Raw genomic sequence first — 18,801 nt, forward strand, 5'->3', positions numbered from 1 at the left:
CCGATCGGCGCGCGCTCTAGGCTCGTCCGCGTGAGCGATCCCCTGCATCCGCCGATCCCGCCGATCTCCGCACGCGACGAACCCCGCTTCGGGAGCGAGGAGCGGAAGACGGAGCTCGCCGGGGCGTTCGCGGGGCAGGGGGAGGACTACGACCGGCTACGGCCGGGGTACCCGCCCGCGGCGCTGGAGGCGATGCTGGAGGCGCTGGCCGATGCCCCCGCGCCGCCCGCCGGCACCGCGTCGATCTCCGGCGGTGCGCCGTCCGCCGATTCCGCCTCGTCGCCCCGCGCCGTGGATCTCGGGGCGGGGACGGGGAAGCTGTCGTGGGCGCTCGTGGAGCGAGGGGTCGAGGTGACCGCGGTGGACACCAGCGCGGAGATGCTGGAGACCGCCCGTCGCCGCGGAGCCCGTGGCGCGCTCGCCACCCGCGTCGCTCCCGCTGAGGCGACCGGGCTGCCCGCGGCGTCGGCCGAGCTGGTCACCGTCGCGCAGGCGTGGCACTGGTTCGACGCGGAGGCGGCGTCGGCCGAGGTGCTGCGGCTGCTCGCGCCCGGGGGAGTGCTCGCCCTGGTGTGGAACATGCTCGACGTGACGATCCCGTGGGTGCACCGGCTGTCGCGGATCATGCACGCCGGGGACATCCATCGCGAGGACTTCGCACCGACCGTCGGCGACGGGCTCGAGCTCATCGATCGTCGCGCCTTCACCTGGGAGGACCCGATGCCCACCCAGGACGTCATCGACCTCGCCCGCACCCGCAGCTACGTCATCACCGCCCCCGAGGAGCGGCGGCAGAAGGTGCTCGCGAACCTCGACTGGTACCTCCACGACCACCTCGGCCACGCCCGCGGGGCGAGGGTCGGCGTGCCCTACCGCACCGACCTGTTCCTGTACCGCGCCCGCTGAGGGGGCCTCCCCGCCGCGTCCACTACCGTGAAGCCCGTGAACCGCCCCGTCCACCGCCTCATCGTCGTCGCCCTCGCCCTCGTGCTCCTCGTTCCCGTCGGCGCGCTGGGGATCTCCCAACTGCTGAACCCCGGCGGTCAGGAGGAGCAGGCGAGCGAGAGCGCCGGCGATCCCGGGAACCCGGAGAACCGGCCGACGGCCGACCCCGCCGAGCAGCCGCCCCGCCCGGACCTGCCGCGCCCGGAGGAGCCGGCGGAGCTCACGGAGCAGAGCGAGGCCGGGGCCGAGGCGACCCTGACCTACCTGCTCGGCTCCTACGACTACATGATGAGCAGCGGCGACATCTCCGTCTGGGAGGACAAGGTCGACCCGAACTGCCAGGTGTGCGTGACCTTCCTGCAGAACGCCGAGCAGCTCGCCGCGCAGGACGGCTATCTCACCGGCGGCGCCTTCGAGGTGCACTCCACCAGCTTCGCCGGCACCGGGGAGCCGCCCGCGACCGGCACCGTCACCGCGCAGTTCACGCAGGAGGCCTCGATCCTCGTCGACGACCCGAGCCTGCAGGCCAACGCCCTCGACGAGGTCACCGGGCAGCTGATCGCCACGGTCGCCTGGGACGGGGAGCGCTGGCGCGTGACCGACATGTCCATCGCCCCGCCCGAGGGCGCGGCCTCCGATGCGGGCGGCGCCGCGGGCTGACCCGCCCGACGCCCACCGGCTCCGCCCTGCGCGGAACCGTCGATAGTCGGATGCCCCTGTCAGGCGCCTGTGCCTATGCTTCCGGGGCCGACCGGATCCTGCCCGGCCCGGACGGCCCTTCGGAAGGATTCTCGTGACCCTGCTGCGCCTCGTGCTCGGGGGCCTGAAGCCGTACGTGATCTGGGTGCTCCTGGTGGTGCTCTTCCAGATCGCCGGCGTGCTGGCCGCCCTCTACCTCCCCACCCTCAACGCCGACATCATCGACGACGGCGTCGCGAAGGCCGACGTCCCCGTGATCTGGGAGCTCGGCCGGATCATGCTGGTCATCTCGCTGGGGAACATCATCGCGCTCGTCGCGGCGAACTTCTTCGCCGCCCGCTCCGCGATGCGGGTCGGCAAGGACCTGCGCTCGAGGGTCTTCGGCCGCGTGAACTCCTTCTCCCCGCGCGAGCTCGCCGAGTTCGGCACCCCCTCCCTCATCACCCGCTCCACGAACGACGTGCAGCAGGTGCAGATGCTGATCTTCTTCTCCCTGAACATGCTGGTCCAGGCCCCCGTCACGGGGATCGGCGGGGTGATCCTCGCGCTGCGGGTCGAGCCGGGGATGGCCTGGCTGATCGCGGTGATGGTGCCGGTCATGCTCGTCGCCGTCGGCCTCCTCATCGCGCGGGCGGCGCCCCTGTTCAAGCAGATGCAGGGCAAGATCGACGACATCAACGGGGTGCTGCGCGAGCAGATCACCGGCATCCGCGTGCTGCGCGCCTTCGTGCGCGAGGACCGCGAGCGGGAGCGCTACGCCGTGGTCAACGGCGAGCTGACCGAGCTGAACCGCCGCATCGGCCTGCTGATGATCCTCATCAACCCGATCATCATGTTCATCCTGAACATGTCGAGCGTCCTCGTGCTGCTGGTCGCCGCGCCGCGCATCGACTCCGGCCAGATGGAGATCGGCTCGATCACCGCCTTCATCGCCTATCTCATGCAGATCCTCATCGCGGTCATGATGGCGACCTTCATGACGATGATGATCCCGCGCGCCATGGTCTCCGCCGAGCGCATCACCGAGGTGCTCGAGACCGAGACCAGCGTCCACCAGCGCACCGACGGGATCCGCGAGATCGAGGGCCCGATCGAGCTGACCTTCGAGGACGTCTCCTTCACCTATCCCGGCGCCGAGCGACCCGTGCTCCAGGACATCTCCTTCACCGCCCGCGCCGGGCAGACCGTCGCGATCATCGGCGGCACCGGCGCCGGCAAGACCACCCTGATCAACCTCGTCCCGCGCCTCATGGACGCGACCGAGGGGCGCGTGCTGCTGAACGGGCACGACGTGCGCGACCTCGACGCCCGCGTGCTCTGGGACCGGGTCGGCCTCGTGCCGCAGCGCCCCTACCTGTTCTCCGGCACCGTCGCGACGAACCTCCGCTTCGGAAACCCGACCGCCGACGAGCAGGAGCTCTGGCACGCCCTCACCGTCGCCCAGGGCCGGGACTTCGTCGCCGCGATGCCCGAGCAGCTCGACTCCCCGATCGCGCAGGGCGGCACGAACGTCTCCGGCGGGCAGCGGCAGCGGCTCTGCATCGCGCGGGCGCTCGCCGCGAAGCCGTCGCTGTACCTCTTCGACGACTCCTTCAGCGCGCTGGACCTCACCACCGATGCGCGCCTGCGCGCCGCGCTCGTGCCCGAGACCCGCGACGCGCTCCAGCTCGTGGTCGCCCAGCGCGTCTCCACCATCACCGGCGCCGACCTGATCCTCGTGCTGGACAACGGCCGGATCGTCGGGCAGGGCACCCATGCCGAGCTGCTGGAGAGCTCGGAGACGTACCGCGAGATCGTCCGCAGCCAGGGCGTCGAGGAGGAGGTCGCGTGATGAGCACCGAGGAGAGCACCCCCGCCGACGAGATCGCCGCGGAGAAGGACGCCGAGCGCGGACTGCGTCCTGGCCAGAGCGCGAAGAACTTCTGGCCCTCGACCAAGCGCCTGCTGCGCGAGATGGGCCCCGAGCGGGCGTACCTGATCGCCGCGATCCTCGTCGGCGTCGTGTCCGTCGGCTTCTCCGTGGTGGGACCGAGGATCCTCGGCCACGCCACCGACATCATCTTCACGGGCCTGATCTCGAAGGGCCTGCCCGCCGGCGCCGACCCCGACCAGGTCATCGAGGGCCTGCGCGCCCAGGGCCAGGAGCAGTTCGCGGACATGCTCTCCGGGATGACCCTCACCCCCGGCGAGGGCATCGACTTCGGCGCGCTGCACCAGACCCTCGGCCTGGCCGTCGGCCTCTTCGCCGTCTCCGCGCTGCTGATGTGGCTGCAGGGCGTGGCCCTGAACCGGATCCTGGTGCGGATGGTCTCCCGCCTGCGCCGCGACGTCGAGGAGAAGCTGCACCGCCTGCCGCTGAAGTACTTCGACCGGATGAAGCGCGGCGAGATCCTCTCCCGCGTCACCAACGACATCGACAACATCCAGAACACCCTGATGAACACCGTCACGGGGCTGGTGAACTCGATCCTCACCGTGCTCGGCGTGCTGGTGATGATGCTGATGATCTCCTGGCAGCTCTCGCTGATCGCGCTCGCGGTGATCCCCGTGGCGCTCGTGCTCACGGGCGTCGTCGGCGCCCGGGCGCAGAAGCTGTTCGCCCAGCAGTGGGACGCGACGGGCGTGGTGAACTCCGAGGTCGAGGAGGCCTACACCGGGCACGCCCTGGTGACCGTCTTCGGCCGCCGCGAGGAGGTCGCCGCCCGCTTCGAGGAGCGCAACGACCGCCTGTTCCGCGCCACCTTCGGCGCCCAGTTCGTCTCCTCGCTGATCATGCCGCTGATGATGTTCGTGGGGAACCTCAGCTATGTCGTCATCGCGATCGTGGGCGGGCTGCGGATCATCTCCGGTCAGCTCACCCTCGGCGACGTGCAGGCCTTCATCCAGTACTCCCGCCAGTTCACGCAGCCGCTCTCGCAGGTCGCCTCGATGGCGACGATGCTGCAGTCCGGCGTGGCCAGCGCCGAGCGGGTCTTCGAGCTGCTGGACGCCGAGGAGCAGGAGCCCGAGACCACCGAGGCCACCGCCGCGGCCGGGATCCGCGAGGGGCGCGTCGAATTCGAGCACGTCCGCTTCTCCTACAGCCCCGACCGCGAGCTGATCCGGGACCTGTCGCTGGTCGCCGACCCCGGCCATACCGTCGCGATCGTCGGGCCGACGGGGGCCGGGAAGACGACGCTGGTGAACCTCGTGATGCGGTTCTACGAGATCGACGGCGGACGGATCACGATCGACGGGATCGACATCCGCGACCTCACCCGCGCCCAGCTGCGCGAGCGCACCGGGATGGTCCTCCAGGACACCTGGCTGTTCAAGGGCACCCTGCGCGAGAACATCCGCTACGGGCGGCTGGACGCGACCGACGACGAGGTGATCGAGGCCGCCGTCGCCACCCACGTCGACGACTTCGCCCGCCAGCTGCCCGACGGCTACGACACGATCGTGGACGACGACGGATCCACCCTCTCCTCCGGAGAGAAGCAGCTGGTCACCATCGCCCGCGCCTTCCTCGCCCGGCCCAGCTTGCTGATCCTGGACGAGGCGACCTCCAGCGTGGACACCCGCACCGAGGTGCTCGTGCAGAACGCGATGAACCGCCTGCGCGAGGGCCGCACCAGCTTCGTCATCGCCCACCGCCTCTCCACCATCCGCGACGCGGACCTGATCCTCGTGATGGAGGCGGGGGACATCGTCGAGCAGGGCTCCCACGAGGAGCTGCTCGCGGCCGGCGGCGCCTACGCACGGCTGTACCGCTCCCAGTTCGAGGGCGCGGCGGTCGACCTCGACGCGGAGGAGGAGCTGGCCGCGCAGGATGCCGGGGGCGAGGAGGCGCCGACGACCACCGGGCCGATCGCGATGGGGTGACCAGGCAACGGTGAGTCACCCGACACCGAGTTGTGTTCATGCAGGGTTATGAATACTATTCATCGGTGACTTCCGCCCGACCCCGTCGCCGCACCCTGCTGCGCGCCGCGCCCCTGGCCCTCGCCACGGGCGCGCTCACCCCGGTGCTGGCCTCCTGCACCCGCGCCTCCGAGCGCCTGGACGCCGAGTCGAACGCCGTGCCCGAGGTGGACCTCTCCGGCATCGAGGAGGTCCCCGAGATCTCCGCCCTCGTCCCCGCGGACATCCGCGCGCGCGGCGAGCTGGTCAACGGCGCCGCCCTGAACTACGCCCCCGGCGAGTTCGTCGGCTCGAGCGGGAGGGCAATCGGCTACGACATCGACATCCTCGCCGGGATCGGTGCCGTCCTCGGCCTCGCCACCCGCACCGAAGCGGCGGTGTTCGCGCAGATCATCCCCGCCGTCGGCTCCACCTACGACGTCGGCATGTCGAGCTTCACCGTCAACGAGGAGCGCCTCGCCGCCGTGGACATGGTGTCCTACTTCCAGGCCGGCATCTCCTACGCGGTGAAGGCCGGGAACCCCTACGACATCCATCCCGACGACCTGTGCGGCAAGCGCGTCGCCCTCCAGGTCGGCACCTACCAGGAGGAGCTCTCCATCGAGCGCTCCCAGGAGTGCCGCGACCAGGGCCTCGGCGGCTACGACATGCTCGCCTACGCCTCGAACTCCGACGCCGCGACCAACGTCGCCGGCGGCAAGGGCGACATCCTCATGGCCGACTCCCCGGTCACCGCCTACGCCGTGGCCCGCTCCCGCGGGACTCTCGAGCCGATCGGCGAGATCGAGGAGTCGGCGCTGAACGGCATCGTCGTGGCCAAGGACCAGCCCGAGCTGGCCGAGGCGATCCGCGCCGCCGTGCAGCACCTCATCGACGACGGCCACATGGAGCGCATCCTCGCTGCATGGGGCAACGAGGCAGGAATGATCCCGACCGCGGAAGTGAACCCCCAGCCGTGACCACCACCCAGATCCCTGACCCTATCCGCGCGAAGGCCGCGCCGCGCCCCGGCACCTGGATCTCCGCCGTGATCGTGGCCCTGCTGGCCGCGGGCCTCGTCGGCTTCCTCGTGACCAACCCCGTGCTCGAATGGGGCACCGTCGCGACCTATCTCCTCGACGTGAAGGTGGTCCAGGGCGTCGGCTGGACGCTGCTGCTGACCCTGCTGTCGATGATCCTCGGCACCGTCGTCGCGCTCACCGCCGCGATCATGCGCCGCTCCGAGAATCCCGTGCTGCGCGGCGTGAGCTGGGCGTACATCTTCGTCTTCCGCGGCATCCCGGTGTACACGCAGCTCGTGTTCTGGGGCCTGTTCACCGTGATCGTCCCCAAGATCGTTGTCGGGGTGCCCTTCGGGCCCGAGCTGTGGAGCTTCTCCACCCGCGACCTGCTCACCGCCTTCTGGGCGGCCGTGATCGGGCTGGGCCTCAACGAGGGCGCCTATCTCGCCGAGATCATCCGCTCCGGCCTGAACTCCGTGGACAAGGGCCAGACCGAGGCGTCCAAGGCGCTCGGCATGGGCAATGGGACCATCCTGCGCCGCATCATCGTGCCGCAGGCCATGCGCGTGATCGTGCCGCCGCTCGGGAATGAGACCATCGGCATGCTGAAGACCACCTCGCTGGTGCTCGCGGTGCCCTTCACCCTCGACCTCACCTTCGCCACCAACGGCATCGCCAACAAGCTGTTCACCCCGATCCCGCTGCTGATCGTCGCGGCGCTGTGGTACCTCGCGATCACCTCGGTGCTGATGGTGGGCCAGCACTACCTCGAGCGGTACTTCGGCCGCGGCTTCGACACCCGCACCCCCGCCCGGCCCGGCCGCGGCGGACGCTCCCGCCAGGCCGCCGTGAACAGCGCCGGCACCACCCCGCACGACCCGCTCCCGGAGGTGGAGCTGTGATGACCCAGAACGACGAGACCCCTGTCGTGATCCAGGTCGAGGGCGTCCACAAGGCCTTCGGCGACCTCCACGTCCTCAAGGGCTGCGACCTCACCGTCCGCTCCGGCGAGGTGGCCGTGCTGGTGGGCCCCTCCGGCTCCGGCAAGTCCACGCTGCTGCGCTGCATCAACCAGCTCGAGGAGCCCACCGCGGGCCGCGTCCTGATCGACGGGGTCGTGCAGGGCTACCGCGCCGAGCCCCTGCCCGACGGGCGCTGGCAGAAGCTCGGCGCCGCCGAGATCGCCGCGCAGCGCTCCCGCATCGGCATGGTCTTCCAGCGCTTCCACCTCTTCCCGCATCTCACCGCGCTCGCCAACGTGATGGAGGCGCCCGTGCAGGTGCGCGGCCTGCCGAAGGCCGCCGCGGAGAAGAAGGCCCGCGAGCTGCTGGAGCGGGTGGGGCTCGGCGACCGCGCCGACCACTACCCCTCCGAGCTCTCCGGCGGGCAGCAGCAGCGCGTCGCGATCGCCCGGGCGCTGGCCATGGACCCCGAGCTGATGCTCTTCGACGAGCCGACCAGCGCCCTGGACCCCGAACTGGTCTCCGAGGTGCTCACCGTGCTCAAGGACCTCGCGGCCGAGGGGATGACCATGGTCGTGGTGACCCACGAGATGGGCTTCGCCCGCGAGGTCGCCGACCAGGTCGTGTTCATGGACGAGGGCCGGATCCTCGAGACCGGCACGGCCGAGCAGGTCATCGACCACCCCGAGTCCGAGCGCCTAAAGGGCTTCCTCGCCTCGGTGCTGTGAGCGGATCTGCCCCGCCCCGACCTGTCCGCCCGCCCCCGGCGCCCCTGCCCGGGCCCCGGCCGTGACGTCCCCGCCCCGCTGGGCCGGCCGCGCGCATGAATCTGCGTCCTGTGCGTGACCTCAAGGCCATATAGCGCCTGAGGTCACGCATGGAGCGCATTTGTGTGCGGCAGGGGAGCGGCGGCGACGGCCAACACTCCGAGGCGGCGCACTCCTGGGGCAGCACGTCAGGCCGCGCAGCGGCGCTGGGGATCAGCTCGCCAGCAGCTGCTCCACCTTCCGCCGGCCGAACGCTCCGACCTCGGCGATCGTCTCGAGCACCGCATCCTGGGTGTCGGCCCAGTTCCGCCAGACCTGCTCATAACTCAGCCGCAGGGTCTGCAGCCCATGTCGGCCCGTGCGCAGGTCCCTGCGTCGATCCAGCGCGAAGGCATCGGGTCCGGAATGACCGTCGCGGCCGTCGATCTCCATCAGGATCCCGCCGACGTACAGGTCCACATAACCCGCACCGTCGACGAACACCTGCTGCTCCACACGGAAGCCCCGCCTGCGGAGCCAGCGGACCACCCGCGTCTCGGACCCCGAGTCGCTCGCCGTCGACAGCGCGCCGATCCGTGAGCGCACCGATGCAGGGGCGACGTCCAGCAGCCGCTGCACCTCCGCCGGTGCCATCAGCCGACGATTCATCGCTGACTCGAGCAGGATCGCCGCACGCTCTCCGCTCTGGCATCGCATCGCGTGCTCGAGGGCGAGCGGGAGGGAGGCGACGGCATCCGGCTCCGGCCACGACCGGCAGCCGGAGGGGTGGGCCAGCATGTCCTCCGGCACACCCGCGGAGCCGTTCGGGCGGTAGACGTGCAGCGTCCGTCGCTCCTCCTCGCCGCGGTACGGGGTCCACACGCCGTGCAGCTCAGCGGCATCGATGCACGTGAGGCGGTATCCGTGGCGCAGGGCGCGTCGGGCCCGCGGGACTGCGACCGCGTTCCCGTACCAGCCGCGTGCCACGCGTCGGAGCCGTCCAGAGCGCACGGATCGGATCAGCCGGGAGTCGGTGTATCCCATCGCCAGCAGCTCCCGGCGCGAGGCGAGGCCGAGCTCCTCCTCGGTGAGGTGCCGGGTGCCCTGCGGCGGGCCGACGGGGCGGGGCCAGGGCCAGGCCGACGCGGGGAGCACGAGATCGCTGGCGTGGTGCATGGCCCCGAGCGTGCCGTGCCCGGCGGTCGACTGCTGCGGCCTGGGCCCAGCGGTGGACAGCTCCTGCATGGGGAGGAGAGGCGGGCCCGGGAAGGCTGCCGGGCTGGCGAGGAGTGGCAGGGCCGGGAAAGCTGCGATGCGGGGCGGGGGCGCACACAAATGCGTCCTGCGCGTGACCTCACGTGCCATAGGCGGCTGAGGTCACGCACAGGACGCAGAAGTGTGCGGGCCGCGCTGGGCTGGGACGCCAGGCGCCGGGCCGGGACGTCAGGCCGGGCTTGGCCCCCGGGTCACCACTCCAGGATCTGCCAGCGCTTCTTCTTCGCCACGGAGAAGAGCCCCAGGTCCGGCGCGACCGCGGCGGGGGTGCCGACGAGCGCGAGCCAGGCGGCGTCCGCATGGGAGTCGCCGTAGCCGTAGGAGGTCGACAGGTCCGCGCCGTGCAGGTCCGCGTACTTGCGCAGCCAGTTCGCGCGCGCCTCGTCCACCAGCGGAGGAGTGGCGAGATAGCCGGTCATGACCCCGCTGCTGTCCTCGTCCATGTGGGTGGCGACGACCTCGTCGAAGAGGTCCGCGAGCGGCTCGACCAGCACGTCCAGCGCGCCGGAGACGAGCACGGTGCGGTGCCCGGCGGCGCGGTGGCGCTCGATGGTCTCCAGCGCCTCCGGTCGGATCGAGGCGCGGATGCGGCGCCCGGCCTCGCCCTTCATGAGGGTGCGCAGCTCCTCGGCGCGGTATCCCTTGTAGCGGCGGTTGACCAGGCGGATCAGCTCGGAGCGGTCGCGCTGGTCGGCGCGCAGGTAGCCCGGCACCGCGGCGAGCAGGCCGCCGATCTCGGCCGGCCAGGTGCGGCGGGGGCGAGTCGCGCGGACCACCGCGAAGTACTGCTGGACGATGTTCGTCGCCAGCACGGTGCCGTCGAGGTCGAAGACCGCGAGCGAGTCCGTGGACTGCTTCAGCTCGGGCGTCGGGCGGGAGGCGCGGCGCTTCTGGGCGGACTTCGCGCGGGAGTAGGCCTTGGTGAGGTCCGTGACGGCCGGCAGGTGCTGCTGCTGGAAGTAGTCCTTCCACACGATCCCGGTGACGTCGAAGTCGTGGGTGGCGAGGAACTCCTCCGGCAGCTCGGCCCGCAGCGCCCGCGTGTTCGCGTCGTCGAAGACCATCTCGGTCTTCGTGTAGTGGCGGTACAGCTCGATGTACTTGCGCAGCATCGTCAGCCCCGAGGTGGCCTTGTGCAGGTTCGAGGTCCACTCGCGGGTGCGCTTGGTGGCCGGGAGATAGGCGACCGCGGTCGAGCCGATCTTCGCGGTGAGCTCCTTGGCGCGGAAGCGCTGCTCGACCATCTCCACCGCCGGGAAGGACCACTCGGGCACCTCGATCGGGCGGCCCTTCTCGTCCTCGAGCGGGTGCTCCGTGAAGTACTCGCGCACCGCGGTGACCATCTCGTGGAAGGGCAGCGGGTTCGAGGCGCCGGAGACGACCTGGTAGTAGGCGTCGTCGCCGCGGCGGGAGACGTCCTGGGTCGCGAGCGCCACGATGACGTTCACGACGTGGTCGACGGGGATCACGTCGAGGATGGAGTCCGCGAGGCCCGGGAACTCCGGCAGCATGCCGCGGCCGTAGGCCATGATCAGCGGGTCGGCGACCTTGTAGCCGTCGATCCAGCCCGGGTAGGGCTTCTTCATGGCGGACTCGATGATGGAGGGGCGTACGAAGGAGACGCGGTGGCCGTTGCCGGCCCACAGCTCCTCGGCGACCTGCTCGGCCATCGCCTTGGTGAAGGTGTAGATGTCGGTCCAGCCGACGGACTGGGCGCGGGTGCGGCCGAAGTCGACCAGGCGCTGCTCGACCCAGTCGCGCCGCGCCTCCTCGGAGACGTTCGCGACGGACTTCGGGCCCATGCGGCCCACCTGCAGCTTCGCGGTGCGGATCTGGGAGCGGAGGGTCTCGGGCTTGCGGGACTCCGCCTCGACGCGCTCGCGGGCGGCGAGTGCGGCGTCGAACTCGGCGCGCCAGTCGACGTCGGAGCGCAGCGAGCCCTCCTGGCGCAGCCCCTTGGAGATGCCGCCGACGTAGGCGGTGGAGACGTGGATGACGTGCGGGTCCTGGCCCGAGGCCAGCAGCGCCTCGTAGAGGTTGCGGGCGCCGCCGACGTTGGTGCGGAAGGCGTCGTCGATCGGCGGGTCGAAGGAGACGGAGGAGGCCGAGTGGATCACCGTGTCGACGGGCTCGGTGATCGCGGGCATGTCGGTGAGGTCGCCTTCGAGCACGCCGACGCGCGCGTCGAAGATCTCCTTCAGGCGCGCCTTCCCGTCGGCCGCGCCGCCGAGCGCGCCGTCCTTCTCCAGCTGCTCGCCCCAGGAGGCGAAGACGGGCTTGCGCAGCAGCTGCTCGAGGCGCCTGCGGCCCGTCACGGAGCCCTTGGGGCGCACGACGGCGGTGACGTGCACGTCCTCGGTGGTCTCCAGCAGCGAGCGCAGGACGGCCTGGCCGAGGAATCCGGTGACGCCGGTGAGCAGGATCCGTCGGCCCCCGGTCCCCCCGGGGGTGGACGGGGCGGCGGCGGGGGAGGTGTGCGACATGGGATCCTCTGGGGACGGGAGCGGAGGTGGCGGACCGACCGGGGAGGTCAGCGGCAGGGTCCGGGCCTGCGCGCGCGACGCGCCCGCGATGTCTCTGCCCGGCGGCTTCTCCGCGCTGGTCAGGGCGGCGCTAGTGTATCGTAGCCGCCATGCATAGGGCCCTGATCACCGGCGGCACCGCAGGCATCGGGGCGGCCTTCGCCAGAGCGTTCGCCGGCCGGGGGAGCGCCCTCGTGCTGGTCGCGCGGGACCCCGATCGCCTCGAGGAGTCGGCCGCGCAGCTCCGCCGCGAGCACGGCGTCGACGTCGAGACGATCGTCGCGGATCTCGCCGACCGCGACGCTCAGCAGCGGGTCGCCGATCGCCTCGAGTCCGACACCGACCCCGTCGACGTGCTCGTGAACAACGCCGGCTTCTCCGTGCGCGCAGGCCTGCTCGACGAGGACCTCACCCCCCACGACCTCGGCTTCGAGGTCATGATCCGCGCCGTCCTCAAGCTCGGCGGCGCGGCGGGCCGGGGGATGAGCCGTCGCGGTCGCGGCTGGATCATCAACGTCGGCTCCGTCTCCGCGCTGGTCACCCAGAACAACTACTCCGCGATCAAGGCGTGGGTGGGCAACTACTCCGAGTCCCTCGGCGTGCAGCTCGCGGGCACCGGCGTGCAGGTCACCGCCCTGATGCCGGGCTGGGTCCGCACCGAGTTCCACTCCCGCGCCGGGATCAAGGGCTCCTCGATCCCGGGCGTGCTGTGGCTGGACGCGGACCGTCTGGTCGAGGACTGCCTGCGCGACGTCGCCCGCGGCCGGCCCGTCTCGGTCCCCTCGAAGCGCTGGAAGCTGATCTCCGCCGTCCTGCGCACCACCCCGCGCGGACTCGTCGCGCGGCTCAGCGCGCTGCTCAGCCATCGCCGCAACCGGGAGAAGTGATCGCGTGAGGGACGAGGACAGCGAGAAGGAGCCCGAGGAGCAGGAGAGCTCGCGACGGGCCGAGGCGGCGGCACGGTTCTCCGAGGCCTCGAGCCGCGCCGCGGACGCCACCGCGAAGGCCGCCGACGACCTCCGCCACCGCTCCCGTCGACTGCTGGACTCGCTCTCCGCGCGCTCGCGCGGGGAGGGCTGGGAGAAGCCGACGGGCGAGCTGGCCAAGTACCGCTCCACCTGGCGCGCCGGGATGCGCTTCGTGCTGCAGCGGGTGCTGTTCCGGGCCGTGGTGAACTCCGCCGTGACGCCGCAGGTGCAGGTGCACCGCCGCGTGAAGAGCATCCGCGGCCCGTTCGTGCTGGTCGCCAACCACACCAGCCACGTCGACGGCCCGCTGCTGGCGATGAGCCTGCCCTGGACTCAGGGTCGGTTCCTCTCCACGGGCGTGGCCGCCGACTACTGGTTCGACCACTGGCACCGCCGCCTCTTCGTGCGCCTGATGATGAACGCCTTCCCGATCGACCGCGGCGGCTCCCGCAAGCACGCCGGCACCTCGAAGCGGCTGCTGCGCAGCGGCGTGCCGATCCTCGTGTTCCCCGAGGGCGGCCGCCAGCAGACCGGGACCATGGCGGAGTTCAAGGCCGGCGCGGCCGCGCTCGCCCTCGGCGTCGGCGTCCCCGTCGTGCCCGCCGCGATCATCGGCGGCTACGAGGCGATGCCCAAGGGGCGCAGCTGGCCCGTGCCGGGGCGCCCGCCCGTGCGGGTCGTCTTCGGCGAGCCGCTGCTGGGCGGGGTGGACGAGTCCGCGAGCGACTTCATCACGCGCATCCGTGACAGCGTGAAGGACCTGTACGACGAGCACCACGACGAGGTCCTGGGCAGCGCTGTCCGGGGCGAGGAGGAGGACGCATGAGCGATCGGCCGAGCGCACGCGAGGTCAAGCGGCACAAGTGGTGGGGCTGGGGCCTGGACGACATCACCTTCCGCTACGACAACAAGCCCGCCTTCGCCCCGCTCGCGCGGAACAAGGTCGGCGTCGACCTCGACTCGAAGCAGCCGGTCGAGCCGCAGCTGTCGGAATTCGAGGTGCCGGGGAGCCGGCTGCCCGCCCCGGCGCGCGAGGCGCTGGTCGCCGTCGTCGGCGCCGACAACGTGCTGGACGACGACGAGTACCGGGTCGTCCACTCCTTCGGCCGCTCCCTGCCGGACCTGTTCCGCGTCCGGGGCGGCCGCTTCGAGCGCCTGGTCGACGCGATCGTGTACCCCGCCTCCGAGGACGAGGTCGCCGCGGTCCTGCGCCTCGTGCTCGAGCACGACATGGTGCTGATCCCCTACGGCGGCGGCTCCTCCATCTCCGGCTCCGTCACCCCCGACGTGGACGAGCAGCGCCCGATCCTCACCATGAACCTCGGCCGCATGCGCGAGGTCCTCGAGATCGACGACACCGCGGGTCTCGCCCGCGTGGAGGCGGGCGCGTACGGCCCGGACCTCGAGGAGCAGCTGAACGCGCTGGGCTGGACCGTCGGCCACTTCCCCGACTCCTTCACCTACTCGACCGTCGGCGGCTGGGCCGCGACGCGCTCCTCCGGCATGCAGTCGGACAAGTACGGCGACATCGAGGACATCGTCCGAGGCCTGCGTATGGTCCATCCCGCCGGCACGGCCGTCACCAAGCCGATCCCGGGCCGCGACTCCGGTCCGAGCGTGCACGAGATGATCCTGGGCAGCGAGGGACGCCTCGGCGTGATCACCGAGGTCACCGTGCAGGTGCACCGCATCGCCCCGGTCCGTCAGGTCATCGCCTACATGTACCCCGACTGGGAGCACGGCATCCGCGGCATGCACGCGATCGCCCGCTCCACCGACGTCTCCCCGACCTTCACCCGCCTCTCCGACGGGCCGGAGACCGAGTTCAGCCTCGCCATGGTCAAGGCGCCCACCTCCACCAAGGGGAAGGTCGCCGCGAAGGTGCAGGACGGGCTGTTCTCGTACCTGCGCTCCAAGGGCTGGGACACGACGAACGAGATGTCGATCTCCTACGTCTGCTTCGAGGGCTCGAAGGAGTCCGTCGAGCAGCAGAAGTCGATCGTGAAGAAGATCGTGAAGAACGCCGGCGGCATCACGCTCGGCGCGGGCCCCGGCGCGATCTACGACCAGAAGAAGTTCGACACCCCCTACCTGCGCGACTTCCTGATGAACTACCAGGTCTTCGGCGACGTCTGCGACACCGGTGCGACCTGGTCGAAGATCAACGAGGTCCATGCCAGGGCGTTCGAGGCCTTCTACGCGGTGCAGGAGGAGCAGGGCCTGCCCGGCTTCATGTTCTGCCACATGTCGCACAGCTACCACGCCGGGGCGTGCCTCTACTTCACCTTCGCCTTCCCCTACTCGACCGACGAGCAGGCGCTCGAGCAGTACTACGCCGCCAAGAGCGCCGTGCAGCAGACCTTCGTGGACCTCGGCTCGACGGTCTCCCACCATCACGCGGTGGGCACCGAGCACCAGCCCTGGATCACCGAGGACATCGGCGAGGTCGGCACCCGCATGGTGCAGGGGCTCTTCGCCGACACCGACCCGGGCCGGAACCTCAACCCCGGCAAGGTCGTCCCCTCCTGAGCGGGGGAGCGACGATGCAGGCCGCGCATCCGGTCCTCGTGCTGCGGCACGGGGAGTCGGCCGCGAACGTCGAGGGTCGGATCGTCTCCGTCCCCGGCCTGCGGGCGCTCGAGACGGTGGGGCTGACCGGACGCGGCCGGGAGCAGGCGCGCGCCGCGGCGACGGCCGCGGCCGCGCAGGGCCTCGGGCCGGGCACGGTCGTGGTCACGAGCGACTTCGCCCGCGCCCGCCAGACCGCCGAGGAGTTCGCCGCAGGTCTCGGCGCCGGGGCGCCGCGCATCGACGAGCGCCTGCGCGAACGCTGCTTCGGCGCGCACGACGAGGGCCCCGCGACCGCCTACGAGAGCATCTGGGCACGGGACCGCGCTCGTCAGGCGCACGACGACGGGGTCGAGCCCGTCGCCGAGGTCGCCTCGCGCGTGCTCGCGGCGCTCCGGGCGGCCGACGCGCTCGCCGCCGACGCGCCCGTGGTGCTGGTCGCCCACGGGGACGTGCTGCAGATCGCGCTCGCGCTCGCCGGGGGCCGCGACCCGCACGACCACCGCGAGGTGCCGCACCTGGGCAACGCCGAGCTGCGCGCGCTCGGCCCGCACCGCACCGCCGCGGCGGGAGCGCCGTGCTGAGCGCGGACCGCGGCGGCGGGGTGCGCCTGATCGTGCGCGAGGACCTCGACGAGACTCGGGCGCTGCTCGCCGAGTTCTTCACCGCCCAGGGCTGGCGCGTCCACGAGACCGCGCCCGCGCGCCTGGACGTGGAGACCGGGAGCCTGCGCCGCACGGTGCTGCTCGGCGCCCTCGCCGGGAGCCGCTTCCACCTCCGGGCCCGGCTCGAGCTGGCCGAGGTCCCGGGCGGGACACGGGTGCGATATCTCTGGGGCGCGACCGTCGGCCGTGCGCTGGGTGGGGCGGTCGGCTGGGCGCGGGCGGGCCGGCGCCACGCCGAGACGGCGGAGCTGCTCACCGCGCAGCTGCGCGAGCGGGGCATCCTGCTCGAGGCCGCGCCCGACCGCTGAGGCCGGCCTCCGCCGCTGCGGAGCGAGCAGGCTCCCTCGCCGTTGAAGGAGCCTGACGTCGACCATAGGCAGTTACTCGTGAGGAATGGGTCACAGGCGGGTCACGGTTGCGTCAGGGGGCCGTCCCGATCCGGGAAACAGCCCCGCGACGGGTCCGCCGAGGTGACGGGGGCCGTACGCCCCTACGATGGACCGGGTCGCCCGAGGAGGGGCGGCCCGCGAACCATCAACGACAGGACGAGGGAAGTCATGACACTGCGCATCGCCGTCTTCGGCGAGAACCGGCACGAGAAGGTCGATCCGAAGGTCCAGGAGATCTATCCCGAGGGCATGCACGCCGTGATCGCGGAGGCCCTGCGGACCCTCCTCGCGGCCGACGGCGTCGAGGCCGAGGTGCGCATCGCCCTGCTCGACGACATCGAGGAGTCCCTCTCCGAGGCGGCGCTCGCCGAGACCGACGTGCTCACCTGGTGGGGCCACATGGCGCACGAGGACGTTCCCGAGGAGATCGCCGAGCGCGTGGTGCGTCGCGTCCACGAGGGCATGGGTCTGATCCCGCTGCACTCCGCCCACTACTCCAAGCCCTTCAAGAAGCTCATGGGCACCACCTGCAACCTGCTGTGGCGCAACGAGGGCGAGGAGGAGCGGGTCTGGACCGTCAACGGCTCCCACCCGATCGCCCGCGGCGTCCCGCATCCGATCGTCGTCCCCGAGCAGGAGATGTACGGGGAGATGTTCGACATCCCCGCCCCCGACGAGCTCGTCTTCGTCTCCTCCTTCGCCGGCGGCGAGGTGTTCCGCTCCGGCGCCGTGTTCCGCCGCGGCAAGGGCAAGGTCTTCTACTTCAGCCCCGGCGACCAGGAGTACCCCGTCTACCGCCAGGCGGAGATCCAGCGCGTCCTCGCCAACGCCGTGGTCTGGGCCCGGCCCGAGGAGCGCGAGGCCGCGCCGGTGAAGATCGCCAACGCCCCGCGCGACTGGTTCCGCGGGGACGACGCGGACGGAGCCGCGCGTGTCATCTGAGACCAGGACGCTCACCGACACCTCCGCCGCCCCGACGCCGTCGGCCTCCCTGACCGGCTTCCCCCGCCTGTCCGCGGAGCGTCCCGCGCGCGTGGTCGTCGTCGGCGCCGGATCGATGGGCAGCTGGTGGGCCCGCGAGATCGTCGCCAGCGAGGTCGCGGAGCTCGTCGGCGTCGCCGACCTGGTCGAGGGCGCGCCGCAGCGCGTGATCGACCAGTCCGGTGCGGCCGACCCGGCGGCGGTCGCCGTCGGCGCCGACGGGGTCGAGCTCGCCCTCGAGCTCGGCGCGGACCTGATCGTGAACCCGACCGTGCCGGTCGCCCATCATCCCGTCACCGTGAAGGCGCTGCACGCGGGGATCCCGGTGCTCGGCGAGAAGCCCGTCACCGAGACGCTGCCCGAGGCGATCAGCCTGCTCGCGCACGCCGAGCTCACCGGCGTGCCGTTCATGGTCTCGCAGTCCCGACGCTTCTTCCGCCAGGTGCGCCAGCTGCGCAGCTTCGTCGCCGCCCACGGGCCGACGGTGATGACCAGCGCCTTCTTCTCCCTGTTCACGGAGATGGAGGGGTTCCGCCGCACCCAGCACCACCCGCTGCTGCGCGACATGGGCATCCACGCCTTCGACACCGCGCGCTACATCCTGGACGCGGACCCGGTCGCGGTCACCGCTCGCGGGACGCGCCCCGAGTGGAGCGTCTACCACCACGATGCGACCGTCAGCGCGACCTTCGAGATGTCCGACGGGTCCCTGTTCGCCTACCACGGCACCTGGAACGCCCGCGGCCTGCCGACCTGGTGGAACAGCGAATGGCGGATCGGTGCCCAGCACGGCTCCGCCACCTGGGACGGCACCGGCACCCCGGTCGTCGGCACCGAGGACGAGGAGGAGACCGCGCGCCTGCAGGCCGCGATCGACGCCGAGACCGCGCCCGAGCCCGACCAGATCGCCGCCTCGCTGGTCGAGTGCGTCTCCGCGCTGCGCGAGGGCCGCACCCCGATGTGCGAGATCCACGAGAACGTGCTCAGCTTCGCCATGGTCGAGGCGGCCGTCGCCGCCGTCGAGCGCGGGGAGCGGGTAGAGATCGACGAGCTGCTTGAGCAGGCCCGGACCGAGGCGATCGCCGCGGAGGCCGACGAGCAGGCCCGCGAGATCATGCGCTCCTGGAGCAGCGTGCGCGAGGCGCTCGTCGCCGGCTCCTGAGCCGGGCCGCCGCGC

General features: G+C 71.6%; 16 protein-coding genes. 14 read left to right on the top strand and 2 right to left on the bottom strand.

Features of this window, described 5'->3' with window-relative positions; all coding sequences use genetic code 11:
* The first annotated feature begins 30 nt into the window (after positions 1-30).
* The 7 genes from A4A78_RS05275 to A4A78_RS05305 all read left to right on the top strand — a co-directional run bounded on the left by A4A78_RS05275 (position 31) and on the right by A4A78_RS05305 (position 8,238).
* Positions 31-906 (top strand): class I SAM-dependent methyltransferase, encoded by an 876-nt coding sequence (locus A4A78_RS05275; protein WP_062947309.1) that lies wholly within the window; start codon positions 31-33, stop codon positions 904-906.
* 36 nt (positions 907-942) lie between these two features.
* Positions 943-1,605 carry a DUF6318 family protein gene (locus A4A78_RS05280; RefSeq protein WP_062947310.1) on the top strand — a complete coding sequence of 221 codons (663 nt, stop codon included), beginning with the start codon at positions 943-945 and terminating at the stop codon, positions 1,603-1,605.
* A 133-nt stretch (positions 1,606-1,738) separates the two neighbouring features.
* Positions 1,739-3,475 carry an ABC transporter ATP-binding protein gene (locus A4A78_RS05285; RefSeq protein WP_062947311.1) on the top strand — a complete coding sequence of 579 codons (1,737 nt, stop codon included), beginning with the start codon at positions 1,739-1,741 and terminating at the stop codon, positions 3,473-3,475.
* A complete protein-coding gene (locus tag A4A78_RS05290; protein ID WP_062947312.1) occupies positions 3,475-5,508 on the top strand; it encodes an ABC transporter ATP-binding protein in 2,034 nt (677 codons plus the stop codon). The genes A4A78_RS05285 and A4A78_RS05290 overlap by 1 nt, the downstream gene beginning before the upstream one ends.
* 65 nt (positions 5,509-5,573) lie before the next feature.
* A complete protein-coding gene (locus tag A4A78_RS05295) occupies positions 5,574-6,506 on the top strand; it encodes an ABC transporter substrate-binding protein (RefSeq protein ID WP_062947313.1) in 933 nt (310 codons plus the stop codon).
* Positions 6,452-7,450, top strand: a complete 999-nt coding sequence (locus tag A4A78_RS05300) for an amino acid ABC transporter permease (RefSeq protein ID WP_369816730.1) — start codon at positions 6,452-6,454, stop codon at positions 7,448-7,450. The genes A4A78_RS05295 and A4A78_RS05300 overlap by 55 nt, the downstream gene beginning before the upstream one ends.
* Positions 7,450-8,238, top strand: coding sequence for an amino acid ABC transporter ATP-binding protein (locus tag A4A78_RS05305; RefSeq protein WP_062947315.1), 789 nt, complete (start codon positions 7,450-7,452; stop codon positions 8,236-8,238). The genes A4A78_RS05300 and A4A78_RS05305 overlap by 1 nt, the downstream gene beginning before the upstream one ends.
* Positions 8,239-8,490: 252 nt before the next feature.
* Here the strand turns inward: A4A78_RS05305 and A4A78_RS05310 are convergent, their stop codons facing one another.
* Both A4A78_RS05310 and A4A78_RS05315 read right to left on the bottom strand, forming a co-directional pair.
* Complete coding sequence (locus tag A4A78_RS05310) at positions 8,491-9,432, bottom strand: type IV toxin-antitoxin system AbiEi family antitoxin domain-containing protein (RefSeq protein ID WP_062947316.1); 942 nt, start codon at positions 9,430-9,432, stop codon at positions 8,491-8,493.
* Between the two features lie 290 nt (positions 9,433-9,722).
* A complete protein-coding gene (locus A4A78_RS05315) occupies positions 9,723-12,014 on the bottom strand; it encodes an HAD-IB family hydrolase (protein ID WP_062947317.1) in 2,292 nt (763 codons plus the stop codon).
* A 149-nt stretch (positions 12,015-12,163) separates the two neighbouring features.
* Here A4A78_RS05315 and A4A78_RS05320 point away from each other — a divergent pair, with 149 nt between their 5' ends.
* The 7 genes from A4A78_RS05320 (at position 12,164) to A4A78_RS05350 (ending at position 18,786) form a co-directional block, all read left to right on the top strand.
* On the top strand, positions 12,164-12,940 hold the full coding sequence (locus tag A4A78_RS05320; protein ID WP_062947318.1) for an SDR family oxidoreductase: 777 nt from the start codon (positions 12,164-12,166) through the stop codon (positions 12,938-12,940).
* Positions 12,941-12,944: 4 nt separating this feature from the next.
* Positions 12,945-13,847: a lysophospholipid acyltransferase family protein gene (locus A4A78_RS05325; protein WP_062947319.1), complete on the top strand. Its 903-nt coding sequence runs from the start codon at positions 12,945-12,947 to the stop codon at positions 13,845-13,847.
* Positions 13,844-15,550, top strand: coding sequence for an FAD-binding oxidoreductase (locus A4A78_RS05330; protein ID WP_062947320.1), 1,707 nt, complete (start codon positions 13,844-13,846; stop codon positions 15,548-15,550). The genes A4A78_RS05325 and A4A78_RS05330 overlap by 4 nt, the downstream gene beginning before the upstream one ends.
* Positions 15,551-15,564: 14 nt before the next feature.
* Positions 15,565-16,173, top strand: a complete 609-nt coding sequence (locus tag A4A78_RS05335) for a histidine phosphatase family protein (protein WP_062947321.1) — start codon at positions 15,565-15,567, stop codon at positions 16,171-16,173.
* Positions 16,167-16,562 (top strand): hypothetical protein, encoded by a 396-nt coding sequence (locus A4A78_RS05340; protein ID WP_062947322.1) that lies wholly within the window; start codon positions 16,167-16,169, stop codon positions 16,560-16,562. The genes A4A78_RS05335 and A4A78_RS05340 overlap by 7 nt, the downstream gene beginning before the upstream one ends.
* A 249-nt stretch (positions 16,563-16,811) precedes the next feature.
* Entirely contained in the window at positions 16,812-17,585 is a 774-nt protein-coding gene (locus tag A4A78_RS05345) for a ThuA domain-containing protein (RefSeq protein WP_062947323.1), read from the top strand.
* Positions 17,575-18,786, top strand: a complete 1,212-nt coding sequence (locus A4A78_RS05350; RefSeq protein WP_062947324.1) for a Gfo/Idh/MocA family protein — start codon at positions 17,575-17,577, stop codon at positions 18,784-18,786. The genes A4A78_RS05345 and A4A78_RS05350 overlap by 11 nt, the downstream gene beginning before the upstream one ends.
* The last annotated feature ends 15 nt before the right edge of the window (positions 18,787-18,801 follow it).

Source organism: Brachybacterium sp. sponge (assembly GCF_001613775.1).
GTDB lineage: Bacteria > Actinomycetota > Actinomycetes > Actinomycetales > Dermabacteraceae > Brachybacterium > Brachybacterium conglomeratum.